Origin of the sequence: Streptomyces sp. NPDC101110, from assembly GCF_044759525.1 — a bacterium.
Classification (GTDB): Bacteria; Actinomycetota; Actinomycetes; order Streptomycetales; family Streptomycetaceae; genus Streptomyces.
Genome location: NZ_JBIVZM010000001.1, coordinates 307,959 through 334,509, shown reverse-complemented (window position 1 = coordinate 334,509; position 26,551 = coordinate 307,959). Strand labels below are relative to the sequence as shown.

Annotated in this window: 23 protein-coding genes; 7 read left to right on the top strand and 16 right to left on the bottom strand. The window is 71.9% G+C overall.

Features of this window, described 5'->3' with window-relative positions:
* Nucleotides 1-134 precede the first annotated feature (134 nt).
* Nucleotides 135-2,216 carry a serine/threonine-protein kinase gene (locus ACIQU3_RS01650; protein ID WP_403922987.1) on the bottom strand — a complete coding sequence of 694 codons (2,082 nt, stop codon included), beginning with the start codon at nucleotides 2,214-2,216 and terminating at the stop codon, nucleotides 135-137.
* Between the two features lie 171 nt (nucleotides 2,217-2,387).
* On the opposite strand from ACIQU3_RS01650, the gene ACIQU3_RS01645 reads away from it, so the two are divergent.
* Complete coding sequence (locus ACIQU3_RS01645) at nucleotides 2,388-3,431, top strand: serine hydrolase domain-containing protein (protein WP_403724474.1); 1,044 nt, start codon at nucleotides 2,388-2,390, stop codon at nucleotides 3,429-3,431.
* 179 nt (nucleotides 3,432-3,610) lie between these two features.
* Here ACIQU3_RS01645 and ACIQU3_RS01640 read toward each other — a convergent pair whose 3' ends face one another.
* Complete coding sequence (locus ACIQU3_RS01640) at nucleotides 3,611-5,317, bottom strand: glycerol-3-phosphate dehydrogenase/oxidase (protein ID WP_403724471.1); 1,707 nt, start codon at nucleotides 5,315-5,317, stop codon at nucleotides 3,611-3,613.
* 271 nt (nucleotides 5,318-5,588) lie between these two features.
* On the opposite strand from ACIQU3_RS01640, the gene ACIQU3_RS01635 reads away from it, so the two are divergent.
* Nucleotides 5,589-6,797 (top strand): nucleotide sugar dehydrogenase, encoded by a 1,209-nt coding sequence (locus ACIQU3_RS01635; protein WP_403724469.1) that lies wholly within the window; start codon nucleotides 5,589-5,591, stop codon nucleotides 6,795-6,797.
* An 82-nt stretch (nucleotides 6,798-6,879) separates the two neighbouring features.
* Here ACIQU3_RS01635 and ACIQU3_RS01630 read toward each other — a convergent pair whose 3' ends face one another.
* From ACIQU3_RS01630 to ACIQU3_RS01615, 4 genes are all read right to left on the bottom strand, one after another.
* Nucleotides 6,880-8,004, bottom strand: coding sequence for a GuaB3 family IMP dehydrogenase-related protein (locus ACIQU3_RS01630; RefSeq protein WP_234848305.1), 1,125 nt, complete (start codon nucleotides 8,002-8,004; stop codon nucleotides 6,880-6,882).
* Nucleotides 8,005-8,109: 105 nt separating this feature from the next.
* Entirely contained in the window at nucleotides 8,110-9,615 is a 1,506-nt protein-coding gene (guaB, locus tag ACIQU3_RS01625; protein ID WP_403724465.1) for an IMP dehydrogenase, read from the bottom strand.
* A 149-nt stretch (nucleotides 9,616-9,764) separates the two neighbouring features.
* Complete coding sequence (locus ACIQU3_RS01620; RefSeq protein ID WP_033311556.1) at nucleotides 9,765-10,352, bottom strand: sigma-70 family RNA polymerase sigma factor; 588 nt, start codon at nucleotides 10,350-10,352, stop codon at nucleotides 9,765-9,767.
* Nucleotides 10,353-10,851: 499 nt separating this feature from the next.
* Nucleotides 10,852-11,463 (bottom strand): response regulator transcription factor, encoded by a 612-nt coding sequence (locus ACIQU3_RS01615; RefSeq protein WP_003948568.1) that lies wholly within the window; start codon nucleotides 11,461-11,463, stop codon nucleotides 10,852-10,854.
* Between the two features lie 380 nt (nucleotides 11,464-11,843).
* Here ACIQU3_RS01615 and ACIQU3_RS01610 point away from each other — a divergent pair, with 380 nt between their 5' ends.
* On the top strand, nucleotides 11,844-12,173 hold the full coding sequence (locus ACIQU3_RS01610; RefSeq protein ID WP_333932799.1) for a WhiB family transcriptional regulator: 330 nt from the start codon (nucleotides 11,844-11,846) through the stop codon (nucleotides 12,171-12,173).
* A gap of 61 nt (nucleotides 12,174-12,234) precedes the next feature.
* Here ACIQU3_RS01610 and ACIQU3_RS01605 read toward each other — a convergent pair whose 3' ends face one another.
* Nucleotides 12,235-13,134 carry a LysR family transcriptional regulator gene (locus tag ACIQU3_RS01605; protein ID WP_403724461.1) on the bottom strand — a complete coding sequence of 300 codons (900 nt, stop codon included), beginning with the start codon at nucleotides 13,132-13,134 and terminating at the stop codon, nucleotides 12,235-12,237.
* A gap of 80 nt (nucleotides 13,135-13,214) precedes the next feature.
* Here ACIQU3_RS01605 and ACIQU3_RS01600 point away from each other — a divergent pair, with 80 nt between their 5' ends.
* The 3 genes from ACIQU3_RS01600 (at nucleotide 13,215) to ACIQU3_RS01590 (ending at nucleotide 15,589) form a co-directional block, all read left to right on the top strand.
* Nucleotides 13,215-13,883: an MOSC domain-containing protein gene (locus ACIQU3_RS01600; protein WP_403724458.1), complete on the top strand. Its 669-nt coding sequence runs from the start codon at nucleotides 13,215-13,217 to the stop codon at nucleotides 13,881-13,883.
* Between the two features lie 94 nt (nucleotides 13,884-13,977).
* A complete protein-coding gene (locus ACIQU3_RS01595) occupies nucleotides 13,978-14,751 on the top strand; it encodes an SDR family NAD(P)-dependent oxidoreductase (RefSeq protein ID WP_403724455.1) in 774 nt (257 codons plus the stop codon).
* Nucleotides 14,752-14,881: 130 nt separating this feature from the next.
* The gene (locus ACIQU3_RS01590) at nucleotides 14,882-15,589 is read left to right on the top strand and encodes an ester cyclase (RefSeq protein ID WP_403724453.1); all 708 of its coding nucleotides are present in this window, start codon (nucleotides 14,882-14,884) and stop codon (nucleotides 15,587-15,589) included.
* Between the two features lie 53 nt (nucleotides 15,590-15,642).
* On the opposite strand, the gene ACIQU3_RS01585 is transcribed toward ACIQU3_RS01590, so the two are convergent.
* From ACIQU3_RS01585 to ACIQU3_RS01565, 5 genes are all read right to left on the bottom strand, one after another.
* A complete protein-coding gene (locus tag ACIQU3_RS01585) occupies nucleotides 15,643-16,698 on the bottom strand; it encodes a hypothetical protein (RefSeq protein WP_403724451.1) in 1,056 nt (351 codons plus the stop codon).
* A gap of 161 nt (nucleotides 16,699-16,859) precedes the next feature.
* Nucleotides 16,860-18,485 carry a chaperonin GroEL gene (gene groL / locus ACIQU3_RS01580; RefSeq protein WP_403724448.1) on the bottom strand — a complete coding sequence of 542 codons (1,626 nt, stop codon included), beginning with the start codon at nucleotides 18,483-18,485 and terminating at the stop codon, nucleotides 16,860-16,862.
* A gap of 115 nt (nucleotides 18,486-18,600) precedes the next feature.
* Nucleotides 18,601-18,909 carry a co-chaperone GroES gene (groES, locus tag ACIQU3_RS01575; protein ID WP_003974211.1) on the bottom strand — a complete coding sequence of 103 codons (309 nt, stop codon included), beginning with the start codon at nucleotides 18,907-18,909 and terminating at the stop codon, nucleotides 18,601-18,603.
* A gap of 169 nt (nucleotides 18,910-19,078) precedes the next feature.
* The gene (locus ACIQU3_RS01570; RefSeq protein ID WP_403724445.1) at nucleotides 19,079-19,828 is read right to left on the bottom strand and encodes a polysaccharide deacetylase family protein; all 750 of its coding nucleotides are present in this window, start codon (nucleotides 19,826-19,828) and stop codon (nucleotides 19,079-19,081) included.
* Complete coding sequence (locus ACIQU3_RS01565) at nucleotides 19,825-20,760, bottom strand: polysaccharide deacetylase family protein (RefSeq protein ID WP_403724442.1); 936 nt, start codon at nucleotides 20,758-20,760, stop codon at nucleotides 19,825-19,827. The genes ACIQU3_RS01570 and ACIQU3_RS01565 overlap by 4 nt, the downstream gene beginning before the upstream one ends.
* 259 nt (nucleotides 20,761-21,019) lie before the next feature.
* Between ACIQU3_RS01565 and ACIQU3_RS01560 the strand changes: the two genes are divergently transcribed.
* Nucleotides 21,020-22,180 (top strand): methyltransferase domain-containing protein, encoded by a 1,161-nt coding sequence (locus ACIQU3_RS01560; protein WP_403922985.1) that lies wholly within the window; start codon nucleotides 21,020-21,022, stop codon nucleotides 22,178-22,180.
* Between the two features lie 35 nt (nucleotides 22,181-22,215).
* Here the strand turns inward: ACIQU3_RS01560 and ACIQU3_RS01555 are convergent, their stop codons facing one another.
* The 4 genes from ACIQU3_RS01555 to ACIQU3_RS01540 all read right to left on the bottom strand — a co-directional run bounded on the left by ACIQU3_RS01555 (nucleotide 22,216) and on the right by ACIQU3_RS01540 (nucleotide 26,518).
* Nucleotides 22,216-23,421, bottom strand: a complete 1,206-nt coding sequence (locus ACIQU3_RS01555) for an RNA polymerase sigma factor (RefSeq protein ID WP_403922983.1) — start codon at nucleotides 23,419-23,421, stop codon at nucleotides 22,216-22,218.
* 303 nt (nucleotides 23,422-23,724) lie between these two features.
* Entirely contained in the window at nucleotides 23,725-24,081 is a 357-nt protein-coding gene (locus tag ACIQU3_RS01550; RefSeq protein ID WP_403724432.1) for a YciI family protein, read from the bottom strand.
* A 131-nt stretch (nucleotides 24,082-24,212) separates the two neighbouring features.
* Nucleotides 24,213-25,262 (bottom strand): LCP family protein, encoded by a 1,050-nt coding sequence (locus ACIQU3_RS01545; protein ID WP_403724428.1) that lies wholly within the window; start codon nucleotides 25,260-25,262, stop codon nucleotides 24,213-24,215.
* A 191-nt stretch (nucleotides 25,263-25,453) separates the two neighbouring features.
* Complete coding sequence (locus ACIQU3_RS01540; protein ID WP_403724425.1) at nucleotides 25,454-26,518, bottom strand: LacI family DNA-binding transcriptional regulator; 1,065 nt, start codon at nucleotides 26,516-26,518, stop codon at nucleotides 25,454-25,456.
* Nucleotides 26,519-26,551 lie beyond the last annotated feature (33 nt).

Below are 26,551 nucleotides of genomic sequence, written 5' to 3'. Positions count from 1 at the left end.
CCGGTCGGTCACATCCGTTCGCCCCACGGTCCGTTTCGGCTGCGCACGGTCCGCAAACATTTACGATACGTGCCACAGGCAACCCGCATGCGGGGATGCGAGATCTCCCTCCCCAAACCCTGGGGGCCTCATGCTCAGGACTTGGGTTCGAAGGTCTTCGTGAGGGTCCGCCACGTCTCCTTGCGCAGCGCATCGCCCCACGTGGACGCCTTCGCCGTGTACATCAGCGCGTACCCCTGCCGGTCGTCGACCACGAAACCCCGGTCGATGGTCCGGTACTTGGTGCCGCCGTCGGCGTAGGTGAACTCCCAGTCCGCCGTGTTCCAGCCGCGGTAGTCCACCTTCTCGATGCGGATCTTCTTGTACTGCGCGCGCACCATGAAGCGTTCCTGGTTCTTCCAGTCCGCCACGGGATCGCCCTTGGGCGTGGACGTCCAGGCGATGAGCAACTTCTGGCCGCCGGGCCCGGTGAAGCGGTCGCCCGCCGCACCCGTGGACTGGTACTTCCAGCCCTTCGGCAGACCGATCGAGTACCCCTGGTCGCCCTGGTGGGTCGACTCCGCGGCGGTCCCCTTGCCGCCGGAGCCGCCCTCGCCGGAGGAACCGCTCGCCCGGCCGCCCGAGTCGCCGTCCGTGGACGGCCCGGACGGTGCCGGCTGCTTCTCCGTGCCGTCCGTGCGCGCGGCGTCGCTCTTGTCGCCCTTGGTCTCGGAGCTGCTCGACGCCGAGGCGACGGTCTTCCCGCCGCCCTCGCCGGAGGCCCCCTTCGAGCCCTTGTCGCCGCCGCTGAGCACGATGGCGAGCACCGTGCCGAGCACGGCGAGCACCACGACCACCGCGATGATCATCAGGGTCCGCCGCGGCACCACGTCGGTGAGCGGCGCCCGGGGCACCGGCCGCGGCGGCAGGTCCGGCGGCGGCACCACGGGCCATCCGGAACTGCGCCCGCCGGAGGCCGTCTTCGTCTCCGGCCCACTCGGCTCGCCGCCGCGCGCGGACGCCCCCGGACCCGACTGCGCCACGGAGCCCCCCGTGGCCCCGGACCGGCCCGCGCCACTGCCCGAAGCGGAGGAGGCCGTGCCCGCCGAACCGGCGGCGGCCTCGTCGGCACCGGTCTCCACGGAAGCGGAGCCATTGGACGCGGACTTGGCGGCAGCCGCCGTCGATCCCGCTGCGGCTGATCCCGCCGCGGCCTTGCGCACGGAACGCAGCGCGCCGCGCAACCGCTCCCCGGCCTCCTCGCCGCGCTTGCTCGCCTTCCCGGCCGAACCCCCCTTGCGCGAGGACCTGTCCGGCTGTGCGGGCAGCGGCACGACCTTCGTCGCGTCCATCGGCTCGGGCTCGTCCTTCTCGGGCGCGTACAGCACCGAGTTCAGCATGGCCCGGGCGCCCTTGTCGTCGAGCCGCTGGGCGGGGTCCTTGGTGAGCAGCCCGTGGATGACGTCCTTCAGCGGACCCGCGTTCTTCGGCTCCTCCAGCGGCTCGGTCATCACGGCCGTGAGAGTCGCTATGGCCGACCCCTTGTCGTACGGCGGTGCGCCCTCCACCGACGCGTACAGCAGGCCGCCGAGCGACCACAGGTCGGCCGCCGGGCCCGGCTTGTGCCCGCGCGCCCGCTCCGGGGAGATGTAGGACGGCGCGCCGACGAGCATGCCGGTCGAGGTGATGGACGGGTCGCCCTCGACCTGGGCGATGCCGAAGTCGGTGAGCACGACCCGGCCGTCCTCGGCGATCAGCACGTTCGACGGCTTCACGTCACGGTGCAGGATGCCCTCGCGGTGGGCGGAGCGCAGCACGTCGAGGACCGCGAGCCCGACCTCCGCGGCCCGCTTCGGCTCCAGGAGGCCGTCCTCCCGGATGACCTCGGCGAGCGACTTGCCCTCGACGAGCTCCATCACGATCCAGGGCCGGTCGTCCTCCTGCACCACGTCGAAGACCGTCACGGCGCTGTTGTTGCGGATCCGCGCGATGGCCTTGGCCTCGCGCAGCGTCCGCGTGATCAGCCGCCGCTTCTCCTCCTCGTCGATGTTCGACGGGAAGCGCAGCTCCTTGACGGCGACCGTCCGGCCGAGGGTCTCGTCCTCGGCCCGCCACACCGTGCCCATGCCGCCCCGGCCGAGCACCTTGCCCAGCCGGTAGCGCCCCGCGAGGAGACGCTCCCTGTTGTCCTGACGAGTGTCCTGACGAGATGTGCCCGCCCGCTCCGCCTCCGACATGCGTCCCCTCATACAACCCGCCCTGACAGAGCCTCCATTGTCTCTCACCCGACAAGTGCCCGGCGCCCAGGGGCCCCCTCCCGGGCACCTGCGGCCGCACCCTCCCGGAACCCGGGTGCGGCACGCCCCGCACCACCTTGCATGATGGGCCCCGACCAGGGAGGAGCCCGTATGCCGCCGATCCGGACATTGCTGGCCCTGCCGGTGGCCGCCGCCCTGTTCGGTCTGCCGCCGGCCGACTCGTCGGCCCTGTCGATGCCGCCCACGGACGCGGTGCTGCCGCTGCTGGTGACGCAGGGCGGAGCCCCGGCCGCCGCCCTGCTGGCCCGGGAGGGAGCCACCCTCCGCTACGCCACGGCCGGTTCGGGCATCGCCCGGTCGGACCACTTCCGCGCCGGCAGCCTCACGAAGACGTTCATCGCGACGGTCGTGCTGCAGCTGGCCGCCGAGCACCGGTTGTCATTGTCCGACACGGTCGAGCAGCACCTGCCCGGCCTGGTGCGGGGGGCCGGCAACGACGGTCGCGCGCTGACCCTGCGCTCCCTGCTCACCCACACCAGCGGCCTGCACGACTTCACCACGGACACCGACGGGACCGCACCCGTCACCCCCCGTCAGGCCTTGAACATCGCTCTCACCCACCCTCCGGCCGAACACGGCCGCTTCTCCTACTCGAACACCAATTACGTCCTGCTCGGCCTGGTCGTGCGGCAGGTGACCGGCCACTCGTACGCCACCGAGGCCGAACGCCGCATCCTCACTCCCCTGCGTCTGACGGGCACCTCCTTCCCCGGCTCGCGCTCCACGCTGCCCTCCCCCCACGGCCGCTCCTACACGGCCGACGGAACCGACGTCACCGAAGTCGACCCGCGGGTGGCCGGAGCGGCGGGCGAGTTGGTGACGACCCTCGCCGACCTCGACCGGTTCTACGGAGCCCTGCTCGGCGGTCGGCTGCTGCCCCCACGCCGGCTGCGCGAGATGCTCGACACCCGTGCCGCACACGGCGCGTACGGCATGGGGCTCTTCCCTGAGAAACTTCCGTGCGGCACGACGGTGTGGGGGCACAACGGGCACATATCCGGCAGCTATGTGCGCACCGCGGCAACCGTCGACGGACGGCGTGTCCTCACCTTCCGCGTGAACACGGACGCGATAGCCGATCCCGGCCTCGAACCCGCGGTGCTCGCGGCCGAGTTCTGCCCCCGCACCTCGTAGAACGACCGGGTTCCGAACGAAGATCCCGGTTCCCTACACCCGTTCGAGTGATGCGTGGTGGCCCCGGCCCCTGTCCCGCTGGCGGACGACCCGGTCCCCGCTGGCAGACGGCCTGCCCGGTCCTCACTGACGGACGGCCCTGTCCCCACTGACGGACAAGGCCGGCCACACCGTCAGGTTCACAGCGGCACGATGTCAGGCGCTCCCAGGCGCGCCGCGTCCGCCGTCAGGTCGTCAGGCTGCCGCTGCGACTCCCGCTCGGCCTCCACCCGCTTCTGGTAGTGCTCGACCTCGCGCTCGATCTGGTCCTTGTCCCAGCCGAGCACGGGCGCCATCAGCCCGGCGGCGTCCCTTGCGCTGCGGGTGCCCCGGTCGAAGGTCTCGATCGAGATGCGCGTCCGCCGGGTCAGGACGTCGTCCAAATGCCGCGCCCCCTCGTGGGAGGCCGCGTACACGATCTCGGCACGCAGATAGTCGTCCGCCGCGGCCAGGGGCTCGCCCAGCGACGGGTCCTCGGCGATGAGCTGGAGAAGTTCCTCGGTCATCGTCCCGTAGCGGTTCAGCAGGTGCTCGACCCGCACCACATGCAGGCCGGTCCGGGCGGCGATCCGTGCCCGCGCGTTCCACAGGGCCCGGTAGCCCTCGGCGCCCAGCAGCGGCACGTCCTCGGTGACGCACTCGGCGACGCGCATGTCGAGCCCGTGCACCGCCGCGTCCACCGCGTCCTTGGCCATGACCCGGTACGTCGTGTACTTGCCGCCCGCCACGACGACCAGCCCGGGCACCGGGTGTGCCACGGTGTGCTCACGCGACAGCTTGCTGGTGGCATCCGACTCACCGGCGAGCAGCGGCCGCAGGCCCGCGTACACGCCCTGGACGTCGTCCCTGGTCAGGGGCACCGCCAGCACCGAGTTCACATGTTCCAGCAGGTAGTCGATGTCCGCGCTGGAGGCCGCCGGGTGGGCCTTGTCGAGGTCCCAGTCGGTGTCCGTGGTGCCGACGATCCAGTGCCGGCCCCAGGGGATGACGAACAGCACGGACTTCTCCGTGCGCAGGATCAGCCCGGTCGTGGAGTGGATCCGGTCGCGCGGCACGACAAGGTGGATGCCCTTGGACGCCCGGACGTGGAACTGCCCGCGCTCCCCGACCATCGCCTGGGTGTCGTCCGTCCACACGCCGGTGGCGTTGACGACCTGCTTGGCGCGGATCTCGTACTCGCCGCCCCCCTCTACGTCCTGCACCTTCGCGCCGACGACCCGCTCGCCCTCCCGCAGGAAGCCCGTCACCCGCGCGCGGTTCGCGGCGTTGGCGCCGTACGCCACCGCCGTGCGCACGAGGTTCGTCACATAGCGGGCGTCGTCCATCTGGGCGTCGTAGTACTGCAACGCGCCCACCAGCGCGTCCTTCTTCAAGCAGGGCGCCACGCGCAGGGCGTGAGAGCGGGTCAGGTGGCGGTGCATCGGGAGTCCCCTGCCGTGGCCCTTGGCCATGGACATCGCGTCGTACATGGCGACGCCCGACCCGGCGTACAGCCGCTCCCAGCCCTTGTGCTGCAAGGGGTACAGGAACGGCACCGGCTTCACCAGGTGCGGGGCGAGCCGCTCCAGCAGCAGGCCGCGTTCCTTCAGGGCCTCGCGGACGAGTGCGAAGTCGAGCATCTCCAGATAGCGCAGGCCACCGTGGATGAGCTTGCTGGACCGGCTGGAGGTGCCGGACGCCCAGTCACGCGCCTCGACCAGACCTGTGGACAGGCCCCGGGTCACCGCGTCGAGCGCGGTGCCCGCACCCACCACGCCTGCACCCACCACCAGCACGTCCAGCTCGCGCTCGGCCATGGATGCGAGGGACTCGACGCGCTGCGCCGGTCCGAGTGTCGCTGTCCTCACCGCTGCCTCCCGCTCGTCGGTCGCGCCGACCGCACCCGTCGGGTGCGGCCCCGTCCGTATCCCCCTGCCCAGATTCTGACCGGGTTGCCCGACTTCAGCCACCACGGCTTCGCAGCCTGTGGACAACGCTCACGGAACGCTCACCGAAACTCGGCCAGGCAATCCCGCATATCGGTCATATTTACTCCTAGTCTGACATTGCGCTCGCCCGTCCTGTCCACAGGGCTTGCGCCTCTGTTCCCCTTCGGCTATCGGGAAGGACGGCCACGCCATGCCCGCAGATCTCGCCGTCATCGGACTCGGCCCGTACGGCCTGCCCCTGGCCCAGGCCGCCGTCGCCGCAGGCATCCCCACCCTCGGCTACCGGACCGGCCCCGAGGCGGGCTCGCTCAGCCCCGCCGAACTGCGCCGGATGCTGGCGGGGGGCTTCCGGCCGACCACCGACCCCGCCGAGCTCGGCCGGGTACGCACCGCGGTGGTCTGCGCGCCGACTCCGCCGGGAGCGGACGGCGGGCTCGACCTGAGCCAGCTGGAGACGGCCGCCCGTACCCTCGCCGGCCACCTGCGTCCGCACACCACGGTGATCCTGGAGTCACCGGTGTACCCGGGGACGACGGAGCGACTCCTGCGTCCGCTCCTCGAAGAGGGCTCCGGGCTGCGGGCGGGCCGTGACTTCCACCTCGCGTACTCCCCCAACCGGGTCGACCCGGGCAACCGCGACGTCACGCCGGCCACCACGCCCAAGGTCATCGGCGGCCTCACCCCGGCCTGCACCGAGTCGGCCGCCGCGTTCTACGGGCGGCTGACCGACAAGGTGGTACGCGCGCGTGGGCTGCGCGAGGCGGAGACCGTGCAACTGCTGGAGACCAACTACCGGCACGTGAACATCGCCCTCGTGAACGAGATGGCCGTCCTCTGCAACGACCTGGGCGTCGACCTGTGGGACGTCGTCCGCTGCGCGGAGACCAAGCCGTACGGCTTCCAGGCCTTCCGCCCCGGCCCCGGCGTCGGCGGCCACTCCGTCCCCCAGGACCTGACGGCCGGCGGCGGACGCGGGCTGCGCATGGTGGAACTGGCCCGGGAGGTCAACAACCGCATGCCGGGCTACGTCGTCCAGCGCGCCGCCGCACTCCTCAACGAACACGGCAAGTCGGCGCGGGGAGCCCGGGTGCTCCTCCTCGGCGTCACCTACAAGCCCGACCTCGCCGACCTCCAGGGCACCCCGGCCCGCGAGATCGCCCTGCGCCTGCGGGAACTGGGCGCCGCGGTCAGCTACCACGACCCCTATGTCCCGTCCTGGAGCGTCCTCGACCACCCGGTCCCCCGTGCGGACTCCCTCTACGAGGCCGCAGCCGGCGCGGACCTGACCATCCTCCTCCAGCAGCACCGCACGTACGACCTCCAGGGCCTGTCGGTGAAGGCCCAGCTCCTGCTGGACACGCGAGGGGCGGCGCCCACGGGGGCGGCGCATCGGTTGTGAACGGGGCGCGTGGGATGGATGGATCGCAGAAGGGCCCGGCCACTCACCCGAGTGACCAGGCCCTGCTCAGCGTCGAAACGGATTACCGCCGGTGCTGCGAGTCCGCCACCGTCACCTCGACGCGCTGGAACTCCTTCAGCTCGCTGTAACCGGTCGTGGACATGGCGCGGCGCAGGGCACCGAAGAGGTTCATCGAGCCGTCGGGGGTGTGGGACGGGCCCGTGAGGATCTCCTCCAGGGTGCCGACCGTGCCGAGGGCGACCTTCTTGCCGCGCGGCAGCTCCTCGTTCACCGCCTCCATGCCCCAGTGGTGGCCCTTGCCCGGCGCGTCGGTGGCGCGGGCCAGCGGGGAGCCCATCATCACCGAGTCCGCACCGCAGGCGATCGCCTTGGGCAGGTCGCCGGACCAGCCGACACCGCCGTCGGCGATCACGTGCACGTACCGGCCGCCCGACTCGTCCATGTAGTCACGGCGCGCCGCGGCCACGTCTGCGACCGCCGTCGCCATGGGGACCTGGATGCCGAGCACGTTGCGCGTGGTGTGTGCCGCGCCGCCACCGAAGCCGACGAGGACACCCGCCGCGCCGGTGCGCATCAGGTGCAGGGCCGCCGTGTACGTGGCGCAACCGCCGACGATCACCGGCACGTCCAGCTCGTAGATGAACTGCTTGAGGTTCAGCGGCTCGTGCGCGCCGGAGACGTGCTCGGCGGAGACCGTCGTACCGCGGATGACGAAGATGTCCACGCCCGCGTCCACGACCGCCTTGGAGAACTGGGCGGTGCGCTGCGGGGAGAGCGCGGCGGCGGTGACGACGCCGGAGTCGCGCACCTCCTTGATGCGCTGCCCGATCAGCTCCTCCTTGATGGGAGCCGCGTAGATCTCCTGCAGACGGCGGGTCGCGGTCTCCGCGTCGAGGCCGGTGATCTCGTCGAGCAGCGGCTGGGGGTCCTCGTAGCGCGTCCACAGGCCCTCGAGGTTCAGCACGCCGAGTCCGCCGAGCTCGCCGATGCGGATCGCGGTGGCCGGGGAGACGACCGAGTCCATGGGGGCGGCCAGGAAGGGCAGCTCGAAACGGTAGGCGTCGATCTGCCAGGCGATCGAGACCTCCTTCGGGTCCCGGGTACGGCGGCTGGGGACGACGGCGATGTCGTCGAAGGCGTACGCCCGGCGGCCGCGCTTGCCGCGCCCGATCTCGATCTCAGTCACGTCTGTGGCCTTTCCCTGATGCGTTGCAGCGTCTTCCAGTATCGCCGACGGGCACGACGAGGGCGGCCCCGGATGCCCCGGAGCCGCCCTCGGAAGGCCGGGCCGCTACTTGCTGCGGCTGTAGTTCGGCGCCTCGACCGTCATCTGGATGTCGTGCGGGTGGCTCTCCTTGAGGCCCGCGGACGTGATCCGGACGAAGCGGCCCTTGGTCTCCATCTCGTCGATGGAGGCGGCGCCCACGTAGCCCATCGTCTGGCGCAGGCCGCCGACGAGCTGGTGCAGCACGTTGGCCAGCGGGCCGCGGTAGGGCACCTGGCCCTCGATGCCCTCGGGGACGAGCTTGTCGTCGGAGCCGACCTCGGCCTGGAAGTAGCGGTCCTTGGAGTACGACCTGGCCTGGCCGCGGGACTGCATCGCGCCGAGCGAGCCCATGCCGCGGTACGACTTGAACTGCTTGCCGTTGATGAACTGCAGCTCGCCCGGGGACTCCTCACAGCCGGCGAGGAGGCTGCCCAGCATCACCGTGTCGGCGCCGGCCGCCAGGGCCTTGCCGATGTCGCCGGAGTACTGCAGGCCGCCGTCGCCGATCAGCGGGATGCCCGCCGGACGGGCCGCGAGGGACGCCTCGTAGATGGCGGTGACCTGCGGGACGCCGATACCGGCCACGACGCGGGTGGTGCAGATCGAGCCGGGGCCCACACCCACCTTGATGCCGTCGACACCGGCGTCGATCAGAGCCTGGGCGCCGTCACGCGTGGCGACGTTGCCGCCGATCACGTCGACACCCACACTCGACTTGATCTTCGCCATCCAGCTGAGGGCGTTGCTGTTGTGGCCGTGCGAGGTGTCGACCACCAGGAAGTCCACACCGGCACCGGCGAGCGCCTGGGCGCGCTCCAGCGCCTCGGGGCTGGCGCCCACGGCCGCACCGACGAGCAGCCGGCCCTCGGCGTCCTTCGCCGCGTTGGGGTACTGCTCGGCCTTGACGAAGTCCTTGACCGTGATGAGGCCCTTGAGGACGCCCGCGTCGTCGACCAGCGGAAGCTTCTCGATCTTGTGGCGGCGCAGCAGCTCCATGGCGTCCGCTCCGGAGATGCCGACCTTGCCGGTGACCAGCGGCATCGGGGTCATGACCTCGCGCACCTGACGCGTGCGGTCCGACTCGAAGGCCATGTCGCGGTTGGTGACGATGCCGAGCAGCTTCTTGTTGCCGTCGGTGACGGGGACGCCGCTGATGCGGAACTTGGCGCACAGGGCGTCGGCCTCGGCGAGCGTGGCGTCGGGGTGCACCGTGATCGGGTCGGTCACCATGCCGGACTCGGAGCGCTTGACCAGGTCGACCTGGTTCACCTGGTCCTCGACGGACAGGTTGCGGTGCAGCACGCCGACGCCGCCCTGGCGGGCCATCGCGATCGCCATGCGGGACTCGGTCACCTTGTCCATCGCCGCCGAGAGCAGCGGGATGTTGACCCGGACGTTGCGGGAGATGCGGGACGAGGTGTCGACCGCGTTGGGGAGCACCTCGGATGCACCCGGCAGCAGCAGCACGTCGTCGTAGGTCAGCCCGAGTGTCGCGAATTTTCCGGGCACTCCGTCGACGTTGGCAGTCATGACACCTTCCCCAAATGGCCTTGATCGGTGCGGATGTCCATGCTAACGGGAAGCAGGGCTGTCTCATTCCACGGTTCCGGCCCGCACCGGGCTTCGTATGTTCGTACGGAAGCGGCGCACCGCCTGTTCAACGAAGGGCCGCCGAGGGCCTACTGCTCGGCCAGCGCCCGCAGTCGGCTCAGCGCCCTGTGCTGAGCCACCCGGACCGCGCCGGGTGACATTCCCAACATCTGGCCGGTCTCCTCGGCCGTGAGGCCCACCGCGATCCGCAGCAGCAGCAGCTCCCGCTGGTTCTCGGGGAGGTTGGCCAGCAGTTTCTTGGCCCATTCCGCGTCGCTGCTGAGCAGGGCGCGCTCCTCCGGACCGAGGGAGTCGTCCGGACGCTCGGGCATCTCGTCGGACGGGACGGCCGTCGAGCCGGGGTGGCGCATCGCCGCGCGCTGCAGGTCGGCGACCTTGTGGGCGGCGATGGCGAAGACGAACGCCTCGAAGGGGCGTCCGGTGTCCCGGTAGCGGGGCAGCGCGAGGAGCACCGCCACGCAGACCTCCTGGGCGAGGTCCTCCACGAAGTGCCGCGCGTCGCCCGGCAGACGGGACAGACGGGTGCGGCAGTAGCGCAGGGCCAGGGGGTGGACATGGGCGAGCAGGTCGTGCGTGGCCTGCTCGTCCCCGTCGACGGCGCGGTGGACGAGCGCACCGATCGCGCCCTGGGCATGGGCCGCCTCGTCGTCGCGCATCGGTCCATGGTGCCTTGCGGCCGCCGGGTCCGCGGCACCGCGCCCGTTGTTGTGCACTGAAGCGTTATGAGCAGGTGCGCCGGCACTCATCCCCTGCGCCCTCCCCTTCCGCTCGACCGACTCGTCCCCGAGGAACTCCACACCCTCAAGGATGCGGCATCCGCGGCGAAACGAGCAGCGGGCACCCTGTGGGCTCCGGGCCCACCCGCGCCCACCTGGCTTTCCGCGCCCGCACCGGGATCGCTGGGACCTGTCGTTCGGATCGTCCCGGGGACGTGGGCCCTCGCGCGCACCCTGCCGGGCCCTCGACCCCGCCCGGCCGGGCACGGATCCCCGGCACCGCCGTCGGCCACCGGCTCCGACGCGTGCGGGTGCGGCTCCCGCGGGGGCATCCAGGTGCCCCCGCTCCTCCGCCGGGACCGGAGCCCCCGCCTCGGAACCGGCCCGGTCCGGGGGACGGGCGTGATCCGAGGGACGGGCGTGATCCGAACAACAGGTCCTAGCGCACCAGACCCCACCGGAAACCGAGCGCCACGGCGTGGGCCCTGTCCGAGGCGCCGAGCTTCTTGAACAGGCGCCGGGCGTGCGTCTTGACGGTGTCCTCGGAGAGGAACAGCTCGCGGCCGATCTCGGCGTTCGAGCGGCCGTGACTCATGCCCTCGAGTACCTGGATCTCACGCGCGGTGAGCGTGGGCGCGGCGCCCATCTCGGCCGAGCGCAGCCGCCGCGGGGCGAGCCGCCAGGTCGGGTCGGCCAGGGCCTGCGTCACCGTCGCGCGCAGTTCCGCGCGGGAGGCGTCCTTGTGCAGATAGCCGCGGGCACCGGCGGCGACCGCGAGGGCCACGCCGTCCAGGTCCTCGGCGACGGTGAGCATGATGATGCGCGCACCGGGGTCGGCCGACAGCAACCGCCGGACCGTCTCGACGCCGCCCAGTCCGGGCATGCGTACGTCCATCAGAATCAGGTCCGAGCGGTCGGCCCCCCAGCGGCGGAGGACTTCCTCGCCGTTGGCCGCCGTCGTCACGCGCTCTACGCCGGGCACGGTCGCCACCGCACGACGGAGCGCCTCTCGGGCAAGCGGGGAGTCGTCGCAGACGAGGACGGATGTCATGACCGCCCTCCGCAGCTGATGCGCGTCACCTTGAGCCTCCAGGCTGGTACGAAATCGTCACCTGTGCGGTCGACCGTCTCGGACGCGGGCCCGAGCACTTGTTCCTTCAACCGCCTCGCACTCTCAACGACGGTCACTCGAAAGAGTTACGGGGGCGGCTGCCCTCTTCGGCACTCTACGTGAGGGGGCGGACACGGTGGACGCATGCGCAGCGGACCCTCGAACTTTCACCACAAGCCATGCCCCATTCAGACCTATTTCTTCCGCTTTGCCAGTGTCTGGAGCTAGATTCGCAATGAGTCATATTTTCATCTCCTTAGATCGTAGTTGTACGGTCATAGACACCGGATCCGCTCAGAACGGCAACAAGGGGTCACGTAATGGCAGATTTCTCCCGCCTTCCCGGACCGAACGCGGACCTGTGGGACTGGCAGCTGCTGGCTGCCTGTCGCGGGGTGGACAGCTCGCTCTTCTTCCACCCGGAGGGTGAGCGCGGTGCGGCGAGGAGCGCTCGTGAGAACTCGGCCAAAGAGGTCTGCATGAGGTGCCCGGTACGCGCGGAGTGCGCCGCTCACGCCTTGGCGGTGCGTGAGCCGTACGGCGTGTGGGGCGGGCTGACCGAGGACGAGCGCGAAGAGCTCATGGGGCGGGCGCGCAACCGGCTGGTGTCGGCGTCGGCATCGGGCGGGCACACCGCCTCGCACGACTGAAGGAACGTTTCTGCGAAGGGCACGCACACGCGTGCCGTTGGTTTTTGACGCGAGTGGGCCGCTACGGGCGGCGGGCGGCCCGGGCCAGCTGGTCGAGTGTCGCCGCCACGGCCGGGACCTGTGCGAGGTCGGGCAGGGTGAGCGCGACGATCTCCCGCCGCACCGCCGGTTCGAGCCGTACGGCGCGCACCCCCCGGGGCCGGACCGACTCGACGGCCAGCTGGGGAAGGACGGCCACGCCCAGGCCGGCGCCGACGAGGCCGACCACCGCCGGGTAGTCGTCGGTCGCGAAGTCGATGCGCGGGGTGAAGCCGGCCGCCGCGCACACCTCTACCAGCTGTCCGCGGCAGCGCGGGCAGCCCGCGATCCACGGCTCATCGGTGAGTTCGCCGATCGCGACGGACTCCGCGCCCGCGAGCCGGTGACGCTCCGGCACGAGCGCGACCAGCCGGTCCGACAGCAGCGGCCGTACGACCAGGTCGTCCCACTCCTCCGCACCCGCCGCCCCCTCGTAGCGGAACGCGAGCGCCACGTCGCAGTCGCCCTCGCGCAGCAGCCCGACGGACGCGGGCGGCTCGGCCTCCTCGAGGGAGACCCGGGTACCGGGGTGCGCCTCGCGCAGCGCGGCGAGGGCCGTGGGGACGAGCGTGGAGCTGCCACTGGGGAAGGAGACGAGCCGGACCCGGCCCGCGCGCAGCCCGGCGATGGCGGCGACCTCCTCCTCCGCGGCCGTGAGACCCGAGAGAATCCCGGCGGCGTGCCGCACCAGGACCTCGCCTGCCTGGGTCAGACGCATCTCGCGTCCGGTGCGGATCAGCAGCGGTGTGCCGACGGAGGTCTCCAGGGCCTTCATCTGCTGGCTGACGGCGGGCTGGGTACAGCCCAGCTCGCGGCCTGCGGCGGAGAAGGAGCCGGTGGTCGCGACAGCGCGCAGGACACGGAGATGACGAGCTTCGATCACCCTCAGAGGATAAGTCACTCTTTGATGTCGCGCCTGATAATGCGTCGACGCTTTGGGCGCCGGTCGCCTACCGTGCGGGCATGAAGCTTCTGTCAGTGAATCTGGGCCACGCCGTGGCCGTGCCCTGGACGGACCACCCGGAGGGCGTGACCGGGATCGACAAGCGGCCGGTGGACGGCCCGGTGCGGGTGTCCGCGCCCGGCCCCAAGGGCATCGGCGGGAGCGGACTGGCCGGGGACACCGTGTGCACGCTGAAGCACCACGGAGGCGATGACCAGGCGGTGTACGCCATGGCCCGTGAGGACCTCGACGAGTGGGAGCGCGAGCTGGGCCGGGCGCTGCCCGACGGCGCGTTCGGCGAGAACCTCACGACTCGTGGCCTGGACGTGTCCGGTGCCCTGATCGGTGAGCGCTGGCGGATCGGGCCCGAGGTGGTGCTGGAGGTCACCTCCGGGCGGATCCCGTGCCGTACGTTCCAGGGCCACATGGGCGAGAAGGGCTGGGTGAAGCGGTTCACGCAGCGCGGGGCGCCGGGGGCGTATCTGCGGGTGGTCGTGCCCGGGGAGGTCCGGGCGGGCGATGCCGTCGAGATCGTGCACCGGCCGGGTCACGAGGTGACCGTGGCCCTTCAGTTCCGCGCGGTGACGACCGAGCGGACGCTGCTGCCGAGGGTCCTGGCGGCGGGCGGGGCCCTGCACCCGGAGGTGCTGCGAACGGCCCGGGAGTACGAGGAGAAGTACGGGGCCTGATCGCCGCTCACCACGCCCGTCTCCACGGACCCTTCACCACGGACGGCCCCCTGGGGAAGCGGATGCACGCGGTCCGTGTCACTAACCTTCTGCCATGACAACGGCTCTGATTACGGGATCGACGGCAGGCATCGGGGCCGCGTTCGCGCGGCGACTGGCTGCGGACGGGCACAACCTGGTGCTGGTGGCCCGCGACACCAAGCGGCTGCGCGAACAGGCGACCGAACTGCACGACCGGCACGGCATCGAGGCGGAGGTGCTGACGGCCGACCTGGCCGAGGACGAGGGCATCGAGGCGGTGGCCGGACGTCTCGGCGACCGCAAGAACTCCGTCGACCTGCTGATCAACAACGCCGGGTTCGGCAACAAGGGCCGCTATCTGGACGTCTCCATGGCCGACGAGCTGCGGATGCTGAAGGTGCACTGCGAGGCGGTGCTGCGGCTGACGTCGGCGGCTACCGCGGCGATGCGCGAGCGCGGCCGCGGCGGCGTCGTCAACGTCGCGTCGGTGGCCGCCTTCGTCCCGCGCGGCACCTACGGTGCCTCCAAGGCCTGGGTCGTGCAGTTCACGCAGGGCGCGGCCCGCGACCTGGGCGGCAGCGGCGTACGGCTGATGGCGCTCTGCCCGGGGTTCGTGCGCACCGAGTTCCACGAGCGGGCCGGGATGGGCACCGACAACATCCCGGGCTGGATGTGGCTCGACGCGGACAAGCTGGTGGCGGCGGCGCTGCACGATCTGGCGCGCGGCAAGACGCTGTCTATCCCGGACCCGCGCTACAAGGCGCTGATGGGAGTGGCGAAGCTGGTGCCGCGCGGGATGCTCGGGGCCGTTTCCTCCAGGACGGGCCGGAAGTACGGGCCGCAGTAGCCGCGGACGACCCGGCCCGGCCGGCTGCTCCCCTCCCCGTCGGCCACCGCGCACCGGGAGGCAGCAGGGCCGCCCCCTTGGGACAATGAAGCTGTTTCAGCCGGACCCAGGGGGGCCGGAAGGCGATGCCATGACCTTCGTACAGCTCATCGAATGCAGGACCAGCCGGCTCGACGAGATGAACCGGCTGATGGACCGGTGGGTCGAACAGACCAAGGGGAAACGGACCGCGTCGCACAGTGTGGTGGCCAAGGACCGGGCCGACGCCTCGCACATCGTGGAGATCGTGGAGTTCCCGTCGTACGAGGAGGCGATGCGCAACTCCGGGCTGCCGGAGACCGACCGGATCTTCCAGGACATGGTGGCGCTCTGCGAGGAGGCGCCGACCTTCACGGACCTGGACGTGGTGCGGGATGAGCAGCTCTACGCGGCCACCGCGCGCAGGTTCTTCGAGATCGCGCCGGGCCAGGGGGCCGCGCCGCCGCTCAACGACGTGTTCATCGAGGACTACCACGACCACGATCCCGCCAATGTGCAGGACGTCATCGGGCTGGACGCGGTCCGGCGCGAGGTGGAGGTGTGGCGGGGCGGGTTCGACTTCTCGTTCACCATCGAGGACCAGATGGCGCAAGGGGACCGGGTGTGCACCCGGTGGACCTTCCACGGGCGGCACACCGGCGAGTTCCTCGGGATCCCGCCGACCGGGCAGGAGGTCACCATGACCGGGACGACCGTCCACCGCTGCACCCCGGACGGGAAGATCGCCGAGGGCTGGTGGCAGTACGACCGGCTGGGGCTGATGCAGCAGCTGGGAGCGTTGGAGCCCACGGAGCTCTGACTCCGCAGTCGCCGAGCGCGGGAGTCACGAGGCGGTGACCGGCCGGCGGCCGGCTAGTCGCCGCCTCCGCCGCCTCCTCCGTCTCCACCGCCGCCGCCGTCACCGCCGCCCCCGCCCCCGTCTCCGCCCTCTCCGCCGTCGCTGCCCCAGCCGTCGCCGCCGCCGGGTTCGTTGTCGTCACTGCCGCTGCCGAGGTTGCTGAACCAGGGGAGGCCCCAGGTGTCGTCGTCCGTGTTCCGGCGGGAGTGCACGGCACGGAATCTGGCCAGGCCCGTCGTGTCGCCGAGGCCGAAGGACACGGCGACCGCGTGGGCCATGACGGCGTCCAGCGGGTCGGGGCTCTCGTGGCGCACGTCGGCCAGCGGCAGCAGCACCGAGCCGGGCTGCGGGCCGGGCCGCCGCCCGGGGCGGGTCAGCAGCGCGACCCCCCGGCCGTCGCGCGACAGCCACGAGCTCTGCGCGGTCTCACGGCGCAGGGTCCAGCGCCGGTCGGGCAGGACTATGTCCACGCTGCTCTTGGACTTGCGGAACTTCTTCTGCAGGATCAGCCGGGCGCCGACGTCTCCGACGGTCATGACCAGGCCGCTGCCCGGAACCGTCGAGTCACCGCGGAAGCCGTAAGGGGCCCGCAGGCGCACGGCGGGAGCGCCCGGGCCCCAGACGTCCACGCGGACCAGGCGCCGGTCCACCGCGACGGCGACCGGCCCGGCGGGCCCCGGCGCGTACCGCCGTGCGATCCACAGCGGCACGTCCTCCGCACGGGCCCGCTCGGCGAGTGCGGCCACCTGGTCCGCCCCGCCGCACCTGCGCACCGCGAGTTCGCCGAGCGCCCGGGCGAAGTCGGCGGTCCTGCGCACCTTCAAGGGCGTGGTGGTGCCGGTGACGCGGGTGACCGGGACGATGCCCGGGCCCTGCACGAGCGACGCGAGGGGGCGTTCGGCACCGCCACCGCCGAGCCAGTGTCCGCGCAGATACGCCTCGGCCATGGCACCGAGGTTCAGCTCGTCCAGCGGTGTGGTCCGGCCGCCCCGGCGCAGCCGGTCCTCGGTGAGTTCCGCGGTGCGCGCCAGTGGATTCCTGGATCGCTCCTCGTAGAGCACCTGACTCATCGCAACCCCCTTCTGCTCCCGTATTCAGGAGGCCGAACACGGTCCCGACGGTTCCCGTCACGGGCGGACGCGACGGCGAAGGCCCGGCACCCCGTGTCAGGGGTGCCGGGCCTTCACTCGGGCTCCGGCGACCTTACGTCGTCAGGCGTGAGGCGTGGGCCTCAGTGGGCGTGGCCGTGGCCGTGGCCCGCGGCGGCCGGCTCCTCCTCTTCCTTCTTCTCGACGACCAGGGTCTCGGTCGTGAGGAGGAGGGAGGCGATGGAGGCGGCGTTCTCCAGGGCGGAGCGGGTGACCTTGACCGGGTCGATGACGCCGGCCTTCACCAGGTCGCCGTACTCGCCGGTGGCGGCGTTGAAACCCTGGCCCTTGTCGAGCTCGGCCACCTTCGAGGTGATGACGTAGCCCTCGAGGCCGGCGTTCTCGGCGATCCAGCGCAGCGGCTCGACGGCGGCGCGGCGGACGACCGCGACACCCGTGGCCTCGTCGCCGGTCTTGCCGAGGTTGCCCTCGAGGACCTTGACGGCGTGGACCAGCGCGGAGCCACCACCGGAGACGATGCCCTCCTCGACCGCGGCGCGGGTCGCGGAGATGGCGTCCTCCAGACGGTGCTTGCGCTCCTTGAGCTCGACCTCGGTGGCGGCACCCACGCGGATGACGCACACGCCGCCGGCCAGCTTCGCGAGGCGCTCCTGGAGCTTCTCGCGGTCCCAGTCGGAGTCGGTGGTCTCGATCTCGGCCTTGATCTGGGCGACGCGGCCGTGCACGTCGTCCTTCTTGCCGGCGCCGTCGACGACGGTGGTGTCGTCCTTGGTGACGGTGACGCGGCGGGCGGAGCCGAGGACGTCCAGGCCGACCTGGTCGAGCTTGAGGCCGACCTCCTCGGAGACGACCGTGGCGCCGGTGAGGACGGCCATGTCCTGCAGCATCGCCTTGCGGCGGTCGCCGAAGCCGGGGGCCTTCACCGCGACGGCGTTGAAGGTGCCGCGGATCTTGTTCACGACGAGGGTGGAGAGGGCCTCGCCCTCCACGTCCTCGGCGATGATCAGCAGCGGCTTGGAGGCGTTGGCCTGGATGACCTTCTCCAGCAGCGGCAGCAGGTCCGCGATGGCGGAGATCTTGCCCTGCGTGATGAGGATGTACGGGTCGTCCAGGACGGCTTCCATGCGCTCCTGGTCCGTCACGAAGTACGGCGACAGGTAGCCCTTGTCGAAGGCCATGCCCTCGGTGAAGTCCAGCTCCAGACCGAAGGTGTTGGACTCCTCGACGGTGATGACACCGTCCTTGCCGACCTTGTCCATCGCCTCGGCGATGAGCTCGCCGACCTGCTGGTCCTGGGCGGACAGCGCGGCGACGGCGGCGATGTCGGACTTCTCGTCGATCGGGCGGGCCGTGGCGAGCAGGTCCTCGGAAACGGCGGCGACGGCGGCGTCGATGCCCTTCTTCAGGGCGGCCGGGGAGGCACCGGCGGCGACGTTCTTCAGGCCCTCGCGCACGAGCGCCTGGGCGAGCACGGTCGCGGTGGTCGTACCGTCACCCGCGATGTCGTTGGTCTTGGTCGCCACCTCCTTGACCAGCTGGGCACCGAGGTTCTCGTACGGGTCCTCGACCTCGACCTCACGGGCGATGGTCACACCGTCGTTGGTGATGGTGGGAGCGCCGAACTTCTTGTCGATGACGACGTTGCGGCCCTTGGGGCCGATCGTCACCTTGACCGTGTCGGCAAGCTTGTTGACGCCGCGCTCGAGGGCGCGACGGGCGTCCTCGTCGAACTTCAGGATCTTCGCCATGGGAGCGTGAGCCCTCTTCCGGAATCTGGGATATACGGCACTGCGCCCCGGGCGCCCGGCTTATTGGCGATCGCGGGAGCCAGGGGCGCAGTTCAAAGCAATGTGCTTGGGTGAATTACTTCTCGACGATCGCGAGCACGTCGCGGGCCGAGAGGACGAGGTACTCCTCGCCGTTGTACTTCACCTCGGTGCCGCCGTACTTGCTGTAGAGCACGACGTCGCCGACGGAGACGTCGAGCGGAAGACGGTTGCCGTCCTCGAAGCGGCCCGGGCCCACGGCCAGGACGACGCCCTCCTGGGGCTTCTCCTTGGCGGTGTCCGGGATGACCAGGCCAGAGGCGGTGGTCTGCTCGGCGTCGAGCGGCTGGACCACGATGCGGTCCTCGAGCGGCTTGATGGCAACCTTGGAGCTGGTGGTCGTCACGATCCGACCTCCCCCTTCGGAGATCTCACGGGGTTAACTGTCTGAGGTGGCGACCAGGTGGATCCGTCGTCGCGGGTGCCGGACCTGCCCGTCGCTGTGTTGGCACTCTCCTAGGGGGAGTGCCAGAGCCGAGACTATGACTGCGATTAGCACTCGGTCAAGCGGACTGCTAATTGCCGACGGCGCGTCGGGCAGGCGTCCCCTCCAGGTGGTCCTCGAGCCGCCCCACCCGCAGTCCCCGTGCCCCGATCTCCCGCAGCAGGCGTTCGGTCCGTTCCGTGAGGGTCGGGGACCCGGTGTCGCCGGACGGCACCGAGACGATGTCGCCTGCCCGCAGACCGTGCGCGCCCCGGGTGTACGTCAGTGCGCCGTCGCCGCCCAGGGACGCGCGCCACAGGACGACGGCGGTGATGCCGCAGTCGTCGGCGGCGCGCAGGGTCGTGGTGTCGTAAGAGCCGTAGGGCGGGCGGAGGAGCCGGGGGGTGACGCCGAAGCGGGAGCGGAGTTTGTGCTGCTGGCCGCAGATCTCGGCGCGCTGTCCGGCGTAGGGCAGGCCGCGCAGGGCGGGGTGGTCGAGGGTGTGGTTCTGGAGGGACGCGCCGACCGCGCGCAGCCGGGCGAAGTGGCCGTAGCCGGGCCCTACGACGCTGTCCGTGAGGAACATGCTGACCGGGAGCCGCCGTTCGCGGACGAGGTCGATGAAGCGGGGGTCGCGTTCGGCGCCGTCGTCGTAGGTGAGGAAGACGACGGGCTCGCGGGTGGGGACGTGGTCCACGACGGGCGGCAGCCGGCGCGGGTCGCTCACCCCGGGCGCCGGATCCCGGGCGCGGCCGTCGGCGGTGCCCGGCCGCTCCCCCGGAGCCCCGGCGCAGCCGGTCAGCAGGGCCGCGCACAGCAGGGCGGCGGCGGGCCGCCTCACAGGTAGTCCTCCAGTCGCGCGACCGTGTACCCCTGGGCCGTGACCTTGTTCAGGAAGCGGCGGACCATGTCGGCCATCGTGCCCTTCCACTGGTCGCGGCCCCGGAAGTGCGTGAGGACGATGTCGCCCGGGTGCAGCTTCCGGCCCCCGTCGCGGTACTCCCAGTGGTCGGCGAAGACCTCCTCGTTCCACAGCGGCACGTAGGCGATCCCGCAGGCCTTGGCGGCGCGCAGGGTCGCCCGGTCGTAGCTGCCGTAGGGCGGGCGGAAGAGCGTGGGGCGGGTGCCGAAGCGCCTCTCCATGTAGCGCTGCATGCCGCAGATCTCGCGCATCTGCGCCCGGTAGGACAGGCCCCGCAGATTGGGGTGGTAGAGGGTGTGGTTGTGCAGCGCCACGCCCCCGGACTGCATCCGCCGGAAGTAGCCGGGGTGGTCCTTGACCAGGTAGCCGCTGAGGAACGCGCTGTACGGCACGTCGAGGTCGCTCATCATCCGCAGGAACGCGGGGTCCTTCTCGGCTCCGTCGTCGATCGTGAGGAAGACGACCTTGTCGCGGGTGGGGATCCTCGTGAAGACGGGCGGGAGGTCCAGCTCCCGGTGGCCGTCCACCTCGAAGCCCTTGCGGGTCCTGATCCTCGGCTTGCTCACGGGGGCGGGCGGGGCGGCCGAGGGGGTCCTGCGCAGGTCCCAGCGGCGTGCGGCGGCGACCCGGGCGTCGTGCGCGGCGCGCAGCTTGGTGGCGTAGGAGTCGAGCGCGCGGGCCGGGGGCGCGTCGAGGGGCTGCTGGCCGCCGGCCGGGGTGACCTGGTCGCCGCCGTCCTGCGCGCAGCCGGAGGCAATGGCGGCGAGGACGAGCACGGCGAGGACGATCCGTGTACCGACGGGCACCCGCCCCCATGCCCGCCTTTTATCGTTTTGTACGACTGCTCGCATGGTGCCGGATCCTCGCAGCCCCCTCACGGCGATCCCGCCCGACACCGCGACCGGCACCCCACCATCCACCGACTGGCCCACACCGGCCGGGTACCGGGACCTGGCCCACACACCGGCCGGGCACCGGGAGCGGCCGCGGCCCCCTCCGGCGGCAGCCCACCGGCCGCGGTCTCCCTGCCCGTTCACAGCACGTCGGACTGCGGCCCTCCAGGACCCGACCGGCGGCACCTCCCCTTGAGCCGTGGCCGACAATGATCCGGTGAACGACCTCGACCTCCTCCTCACCCCCGAAGGCAGCGCCCTCCTCGACGAGGTGCGGGACACCGACCCGGCGCGGGAGCTGGCCGTCGCGACCCGGCTGCGCCGCGAGCACCCCGCCGAACTCGTGTCGGCCGCGCTCGGCCAGGCGCGGCTGCGGCAGCGGGCGGTGGCCAAGTTCGGGGCCGAGGACGCGGGCCGGATGTTCTTCACGCCGAACGGGGTCGAGCAGTCGACGCGGGCGAGCGTGGCGGCCTACCGGGCCCGGCGGATGGCCGAGTCGGGCATCACCTCGGTCGCCGACCTGTGCTGCGGCATCGGCGGTGACGCGATTGCGCTGGCCCGTGCGGGAATCCGCGTCCTGGCCGTGGACCGGGACCCGCAGACGGCCGCCACGGCCCGGGCCAACGCCGAGGCGCTGGGCCTGGCCGGCCTCGTCGAGGTGCGCGAGGCGGACGTCACGGAGGTGGACACGGCCGGTTTCGACGCCGTGTTCGTCGACCCCGCCCGGCGCGGCGGCCGCGGCCGGATCTTCGACCCCGAGGCGTACTCGCCGCCGCTGTCCTGGGCGGTCTCCGCCGCCCGCCGGGCGCCCCGCGCCGCGCTGAAGATCGCCCCCGGCGTCCCGCACGAGGCGGTCCCCGAGGACGCCGAGGCCGAGTGGATCTCCGACCACGGGGACGTCAAGGAGGCCGTGCTCTGGTTCGGCACCGAGCCGGGGGCGGTCCGGGCGACCCTCCTGCCCGGCCCCCGCAGCCTGCTCTCCCGCGGCCTGCCCGACCCCGGCGTCCGCCCGCCCGGCCGCTACCTCTACGAGCCCGACGGCGCCGTCATCCGGGCCCACCTGGTCGCCGAGGTGGCCGACCGGGTCGACGGCGGCCTGCTCGACGCGACCATCGCGTACGTCACGGCCGACACCCTGCGCCCGACCCCGTACGCCACGGCCTACGAGATCACCGACCACCTGCCGTTCAGCGTCAAGAGGCTCAAGGCCCTCCTGCGGGAGCGGCAGGTCGGCACGCTGACCGTGAAGAAGCGGGGCTCGGCGGTCGAGCCGGAGGAGCTCCGCAGGAAGGTCAAGCCGCAGGGCCCGCACGCGGCGACGGTGTTCCTGACCCGGGTCGCGGGGGCCCCGGCGATGCTCATCGGGCACCCCGTCTGACCCCGGCGATGCTCATCGGGCTCGCCGCCTGACCTTCAGGACGGCTCGGCCGCCCTCCGCAGCAGCAGGGCCCGCTCCCTCTCGTTCCGGGTGAGCGACGCCGCCCGTTCGAACTCTGCCCGGGCCTCCGCCGGGCGGCCGAGACGGGCCAGGAGATCGCCGCGGACGCTGGGCAGCAGGTGGTAGTCCCGCAGGGCCCGGTGGCCGGCCAGGGCGTCGACGAGGGCGAGGGCCGGGGCCGGGCCCTCGGACATCGAGACGGCCACCGCACGGTTCAGCTCCACGACCGGCGACGGGGAGCGGGCGGCCAGCAGGCCGTAGAGGGTGGCGATGCGGGCCCAGTCGGTCTCCTCGTAGGTGTACGCGTGCGCGTGGCAGGCGGCGATGGCCGCTTGCAGGGTGTACGGGCCCGGGCCGCCGGAGGAGGTGGCCTCGGCCCGGCCCAGCGCGGCGAAACCGCGGGCGATGAGCATGCGGTTCCAGCGGGAGCGGTTCTGGTCCTTCAGCAGCACCGGCTCGCCGGAGGGGCCGGTACGGGCCGCGGTCCGGGAGGCCTGGAGCTCCAGCAGCGCGGTGAGGCCGTGCACCTCGGGCTCCTTCGGCATCAGGGCCGAGAGCACCCGGGCCAGGCGCAGGGCGTCCTCGCACAGGGACGGGCGCAGCCAGTCGTCGCCCGCCGTGGCGGCGTACCCCTCGTTGAAGATGAGGTAGATGACGTCCAGGACCGAACCCAGCCGGGCCTCGCAGTCGGGGCCGCGGGGCACTTCGAAGGCGACGTTCTTCGTCGCCAGGGTGCGTTTGGCACGGACGACGCGCTGGGCGATCGTCGGCTCGGGGACGAGGAAGGCGCGGGCGATCTCGGCCGTGGTCAGACCGCCCAGCAGGCGCAGGGTGAGGGCGGTTCGGGCCTCGGTGGACAGGACCGGGTGGCAGGCGGTGAAGACCAGACGAAGCAGGTCGTCGTCGATGCCGTCGGGGTCGGCGGGCTCCTCCGGTAGCGATACGGCCGACAGGTCGCGGCCGATCTCCGCCAGCTTGCGGGCGTAGTTCTCCCGGCGCCGGACCAGGTCGACGGCGCGGTGGCGGGCGGTGGCCATGAGCCAGGCCCCCGGGTTGTCGGGCACCCCGTCCCGCGGCCACTGCTCCAGCGCGGCGACCAGCGCGTCCTGCGCGAGCTCCTCGGCGATACCGACGTCCCGGACGACCCGGGCGACACCGGCGATGATCCGGGGCGACTCCATACGGAAGACGGTTTCGATGGCCTCGACGGCACGCTCGGACCGGAACCCCGGCGAATGGGCCGGCTCCGGGGCCGGGGTGGGCTGAGAAGCGGGAGGCGGCTCGGCGACCGGGGCGGCCTGCGAGGTCGGAAACGGCTCTCCGGGCGGCTCTGAGGCCGGAGGCGGCTCTGAGGCCGGAGGCGGCTCTGAGGCCGGAGGCGGCTCCGGAGCCGGTTCGGAGGCCGGGGTGGGCTGCGGGGTCACAGCCCACCATCAGACACCCGTGGTGCCGCCCCGCCAAGCGGAACCGGCAGCGCGGACCGGTCAGTCCTCGGCGATCTGCCGGACCTCGGCGGTGATCGTCCAGTAGTCCTCGTGCAGGGAGAGGAACCGCTTGGTCCACTCGATCGCCTCGGCCTTGTCCTTGCACTGGCTGATCGAGTAGCCGCCGATGACCTCCTTGGACTCGGTGAACGGCCCGTCGGTGACGGACAGCCGACCGCCCTCCCAGGTCACCCGGGTGCCGTCCGAGGTCGGCGTCAGCCCGGCCGTGTCGAGCATGACCCCGGCCTTGGTGATCTCCTCCAGCAGCTTGCTCATGCGCTCCATGAGCTCGGGGCTCGGCCCCTCGGCGGGGGCGTTCTTCTCGTCGACGCGGATCAGGGTGAGAAAGCGCGGCATGGTGACTCCTCGGGGTCTCGGGAGGCGGGGCTCCTCCCCGCTCTCACCCCTGCGTCGATCGGGGGGCCGCCGGATCGACACGCTCGCCGGATTTTCTTCGACGTTTTTTCTCCGGGGCGCGTTGCCGCAGGTCAGCGCAGCGACTCCCACAGCTTCCCGGCCTGCGGCTCGTCGGCCACCACCCGGTTGGGATCCGACGGCGCCTGCACCACCGGCATCGTCACCGTCCGCACCCCGCTCGCCGGGAGGCCCTTCAGGCTCTGCCCGAGACGGGTCAGTTCGGCGAGGGAGTCCAGGCCGGTGTCGGCGGTGAGGCCGGCGGTGACCGTGTCGGCCACGCGGTACAGCTCGGCCGGGTCGGTGAGCAGGCCCTGGGAGGCGATCTGCTCCAGCAGGGCCCTCACCAGCTGCTGCTGGAGGCCTATGCGGCCCAGGTCGCTGCCGTCGCCCATGCCGTGCCGGGTGCGGGCGAACGCGGGGGCCCGGGTGCCGTCCAGGTGGTGGGTGCCCGCCTTCAGGCGCAGGTGGCTGTCCTCGTCGGTGATGTCCTCGTCCGTGGTGACGGTGACACCGCCGAGCGCGTCGACGAGCCGGGCGAAACCCGAGAAGTCGATTTCGAGGTAGTGGTCCATGCGGACGTTCGTCATCGCCTCGACCGTCTTCACCGCGCAGACCGGGCCGCCCACCTCGTACGCGCTGTTGAACATCGCGAGGCGGGCGACTCGTGTCGAGCCACCGGAGCGGCGCGGGCAGGACGGGCGGGTGACCAGGGTGTCGCGCGGGATGCTCACCACCGTCGCGGTGGTCCGCCCGGCGTCCAGATGGACGACCATCGCCGTGTCGGAACGGGCGCCCGCGCTGTCGCCGCCGCCGAGCCTGCGGTTCTCCTTGCCGCTGCGCGAGTCCGAGCCGAGGACCAGGATGTTGAGGGCCTCGCTCGGCGGGGCCGATGCCGAGGGCGAGGGTGTGGTCACCGGCTTCGCCGGCCGGTTGTCGCCCGGTGCGCCGTCGATGTCGACGCCGGTGATGTTGTCGCTGAGATGCCAGTAGGCCCAGCCGGCCGCCCCGGCAGCCAGCACCAGCGTCCCCGCCAGGATCAGGCCGGCCGCTCTCAGCGCTCGCGACCGCCGGCCGGCTTCCGAGCACTCGTCCCCGTGGTGTCCCGTCACGGGCAGGAACATAAGTCCGAATTTTGACGGGCAGGGAGCTCAGGGCGTCCTTTCTTCGGAAGTTCTCAGATTTCAGGACGCGAGCCATTCGAAAGTTTCGACAGCGCAGGCGATTGACTTCGGTTCGATGCGGGGCGCCCGAGAAAGCGGTGCGTCCGAGAGATTCGATGCGGGGACGTCCGGGAAGCCCGTCGACGCGCCCCTTACCGTTGCGCGGGCCCCGTCGTGCTGCTGCGCACCACCAGGCTGGTCGCCAGCTCCACCCGGGTCGCCGCCGGGGTCCCCTCGTCCCGCCCGAGATCGAGGACCAGCCTGGCCGCCGCCTCGGCCATCTCGGTCAGCGGCTGCCGTACGGTCGTCAGCGGCGGCCCGACCAGGGGCGCCACCGGCAGATCGTCGAACCCGACCACGCTCAGGTCCTCGGGGATGCGCAGCCCCAGCTCGCGCGCCGCCTCGTACAGCCCGAGCGCCTGAAGGTCGTTCCCGGCGAAGACCGCGGTCGGCCGGTCCGGGCGGCGCAGCAGCTCCAGGCCGAGCCGGTAGCCGGCCTCGTGGTGGAAGTCGCCGGTGGCGATCAGGGTGGGATCCACCGGCAGTCCGGCCGTCTCCAGCGCGGCCCGGTAGCCGTCGATCCGGGCCCGGCTGCACATCATCTGCGAGGGTCCGCTGATCGCGCCGATCCTGCGGTGTCCCAGCTCGACCAGGTGCCGGGTGGCGGCGAGGCCGCCCTGCCAGTTGGTCGCACCGATCGACGGCACGTCGACGCCCGGGTCACCGGCCGGGTCCATCACCACGAACGGGATGGAGCGGCTGGTCAGCAGCGCCCGCTGCGACTCGTCGAGTCCGGACAGGACCAGGATCACGCCGTGCGGCCGGCGTGCGGCGACCTGGTCGGCCCAGGTCCGCCCGGGGGTGAGCCGGCCCGCGCTCTCGGACAGCACCACACTGAGGCCGGCGTCCCGGGCCACGTTCTCCACGCCCCGGATGACCTCCATCGCCCAGGCGCTCTCCAGCTCGTGGAAGACGAGGTCGATCAGGGGCGAGCGGGTCGCCTCGGCGCGGCGGCGCCGGTAGCCGTGCGCGCGCAGCAGGCCCTCGACGCGGGACCGGGTGGCCGGGGCGACGTCGGCCCGGCCGTTGAGGACCTTCGAAACAGTCGGCGCGGAGACGCCCGCCTCACGGGCGATCTCGGCGAGCGTCGCGGTCTGCGCGGTGCGCCCCTCCGTCCGGGTCTGCGTCCGGCTTTCAACGGGCTCCGGGGATGTCATGGCGGCGATCGTAACCCTGCGGGCCCCCTTGAC

What these genes read in the sequence shown, in the direction of transcription:
- ACIQU3_RS01650 (WP_403922987.1), bottom strand. Translation starts at nt 2,216, where the DNA reads ATGTCGGAGGCGGAGCGGGCGGGCACATCTCGTCAGGACACTCGTCAG.
- ACIQU3_RS01645 (WP_403724474.1), top strand. Translation starts at nt 2,388, where the DNA reads ATGCCGCCGATCCGGACATTGCTGGCCCTGCCGGTGGCCGCCGCCCTG.
- ACIQU3_RS01635 (WP_403724469.1), top strand. Translation starts at nt 5,589, where the DNA reads ATGCCCGCAGATCTCGCCGTCATCGGACTCGGCCCGTACGGCCTGCCC.
- guaB (WP_403724465.1), bottom strand. Translation starts at nt 9,615, where the DNA reads ATGACTGCCAACGTCGACGGAGTGCCCGGAAAATTCGCGACACTCGGG.
- ACIQU3_RS01620 (WP_033311556.1), bottom strand. Translation starts at nt 10,352, where the DNA reads ATGCGCGACGACGAGGCGGCCCATGCCCAGGGCGCGATCGGTGCGCTC.
- ACIQU3_RS01615 (WP_003948568.1), bottom strand. Translation starts at nt 11,463, where the DNA reads ATGACATCCGTCCTCGTCTGCGACGACTCCCCGCTTGCCCGAGAGGCG.
- ACIQU3_RS01610 (WP_333932799.1), top strand. Translation starts at nt 11,844, where the DNA reads ATGGCAGATTTCTCCCGCCTTCCCGGACCGAACGCGGACCTGTGGGAC.
- ACIQU3_RS01600 (WP_403724458.1), top strand. Translation starts at nt 13,215, where the DNA reads ATGAAGCTTCTGTCAGTGAATCTGGGCCACGCCGTGGCCGTGCCCTGG.
- ACIQU3_RS01595 (WP_403724455.1), top strand. Translation starts at nt 13,978, where the DNA reads ATGACAACGGCTCTGATTACGGGATCGACGGCAGGCATCGGGGCCGCG.
- ACIQU3_RS01590 (WP_403724453.1), top strand. Translation starts at nt 14,882, where the DNA reads ATGACCTTCGTACAGCTCATCGAATGCAGGACCAGCCGGCTCGACGAG.
- ACIQU3_RS01585 (WP_403724451.1), bottom strand. Translation starts at nt 16,698, where the DNA reads ATGAGTCAGGTGCTCTACGAGGAGCGATCCAGGAATCCACTGGCGCGC.
- groL (WP_403724448.1), bottom strand. Translation starts at nt 18,485, where the DNA reads ATGGCGAAGATCCTGAAGTTCGACGAGGACGCCCGTCGCGCCCTCGAG.
- ACIQU3_RS01565 (WP_403724442.1), bottom strand. Translation starts at nt 20,760, where the DNA reads ATGCGAGCAGTCGTACAAAACGATAAAAGGCGGGCATGGGGGCGGGTG.
- ACIQU3_RS01555 (WP_403922983.1), bottom strand. Translation starts at nt 23,421, where the DNA reads ATGGAGTCGCCCCGGATCATCGCCGGTGTCGCCCGGGTCGTCCGGGAC.
- ACIQU3_RS01550 (WP_403724432.1), bottom strand. Translation starts at nt 24,081, where the DNA reads ATGCCGCGCTTTCTCACCCTGATCCGCGTCGACGAGAAGAACGCCCCC.
- ACIQU3_RS01545 (WP_403724428.1), bottom strand. Translation starts at nt 25,262, where the DNA reads ATGTTCCTGCCCGTGACGGGACACCACGGGGACGAGTGCTCGGAAGCC.
- ACIQU3_RS01540 (WP_403724425.1), bottom strand. Translation starts at nt 26,518, where the DNA reads ATGACATCCCCGGAGCCCGTTGAAAGCCGGACGCAGACCCGGACGGAG.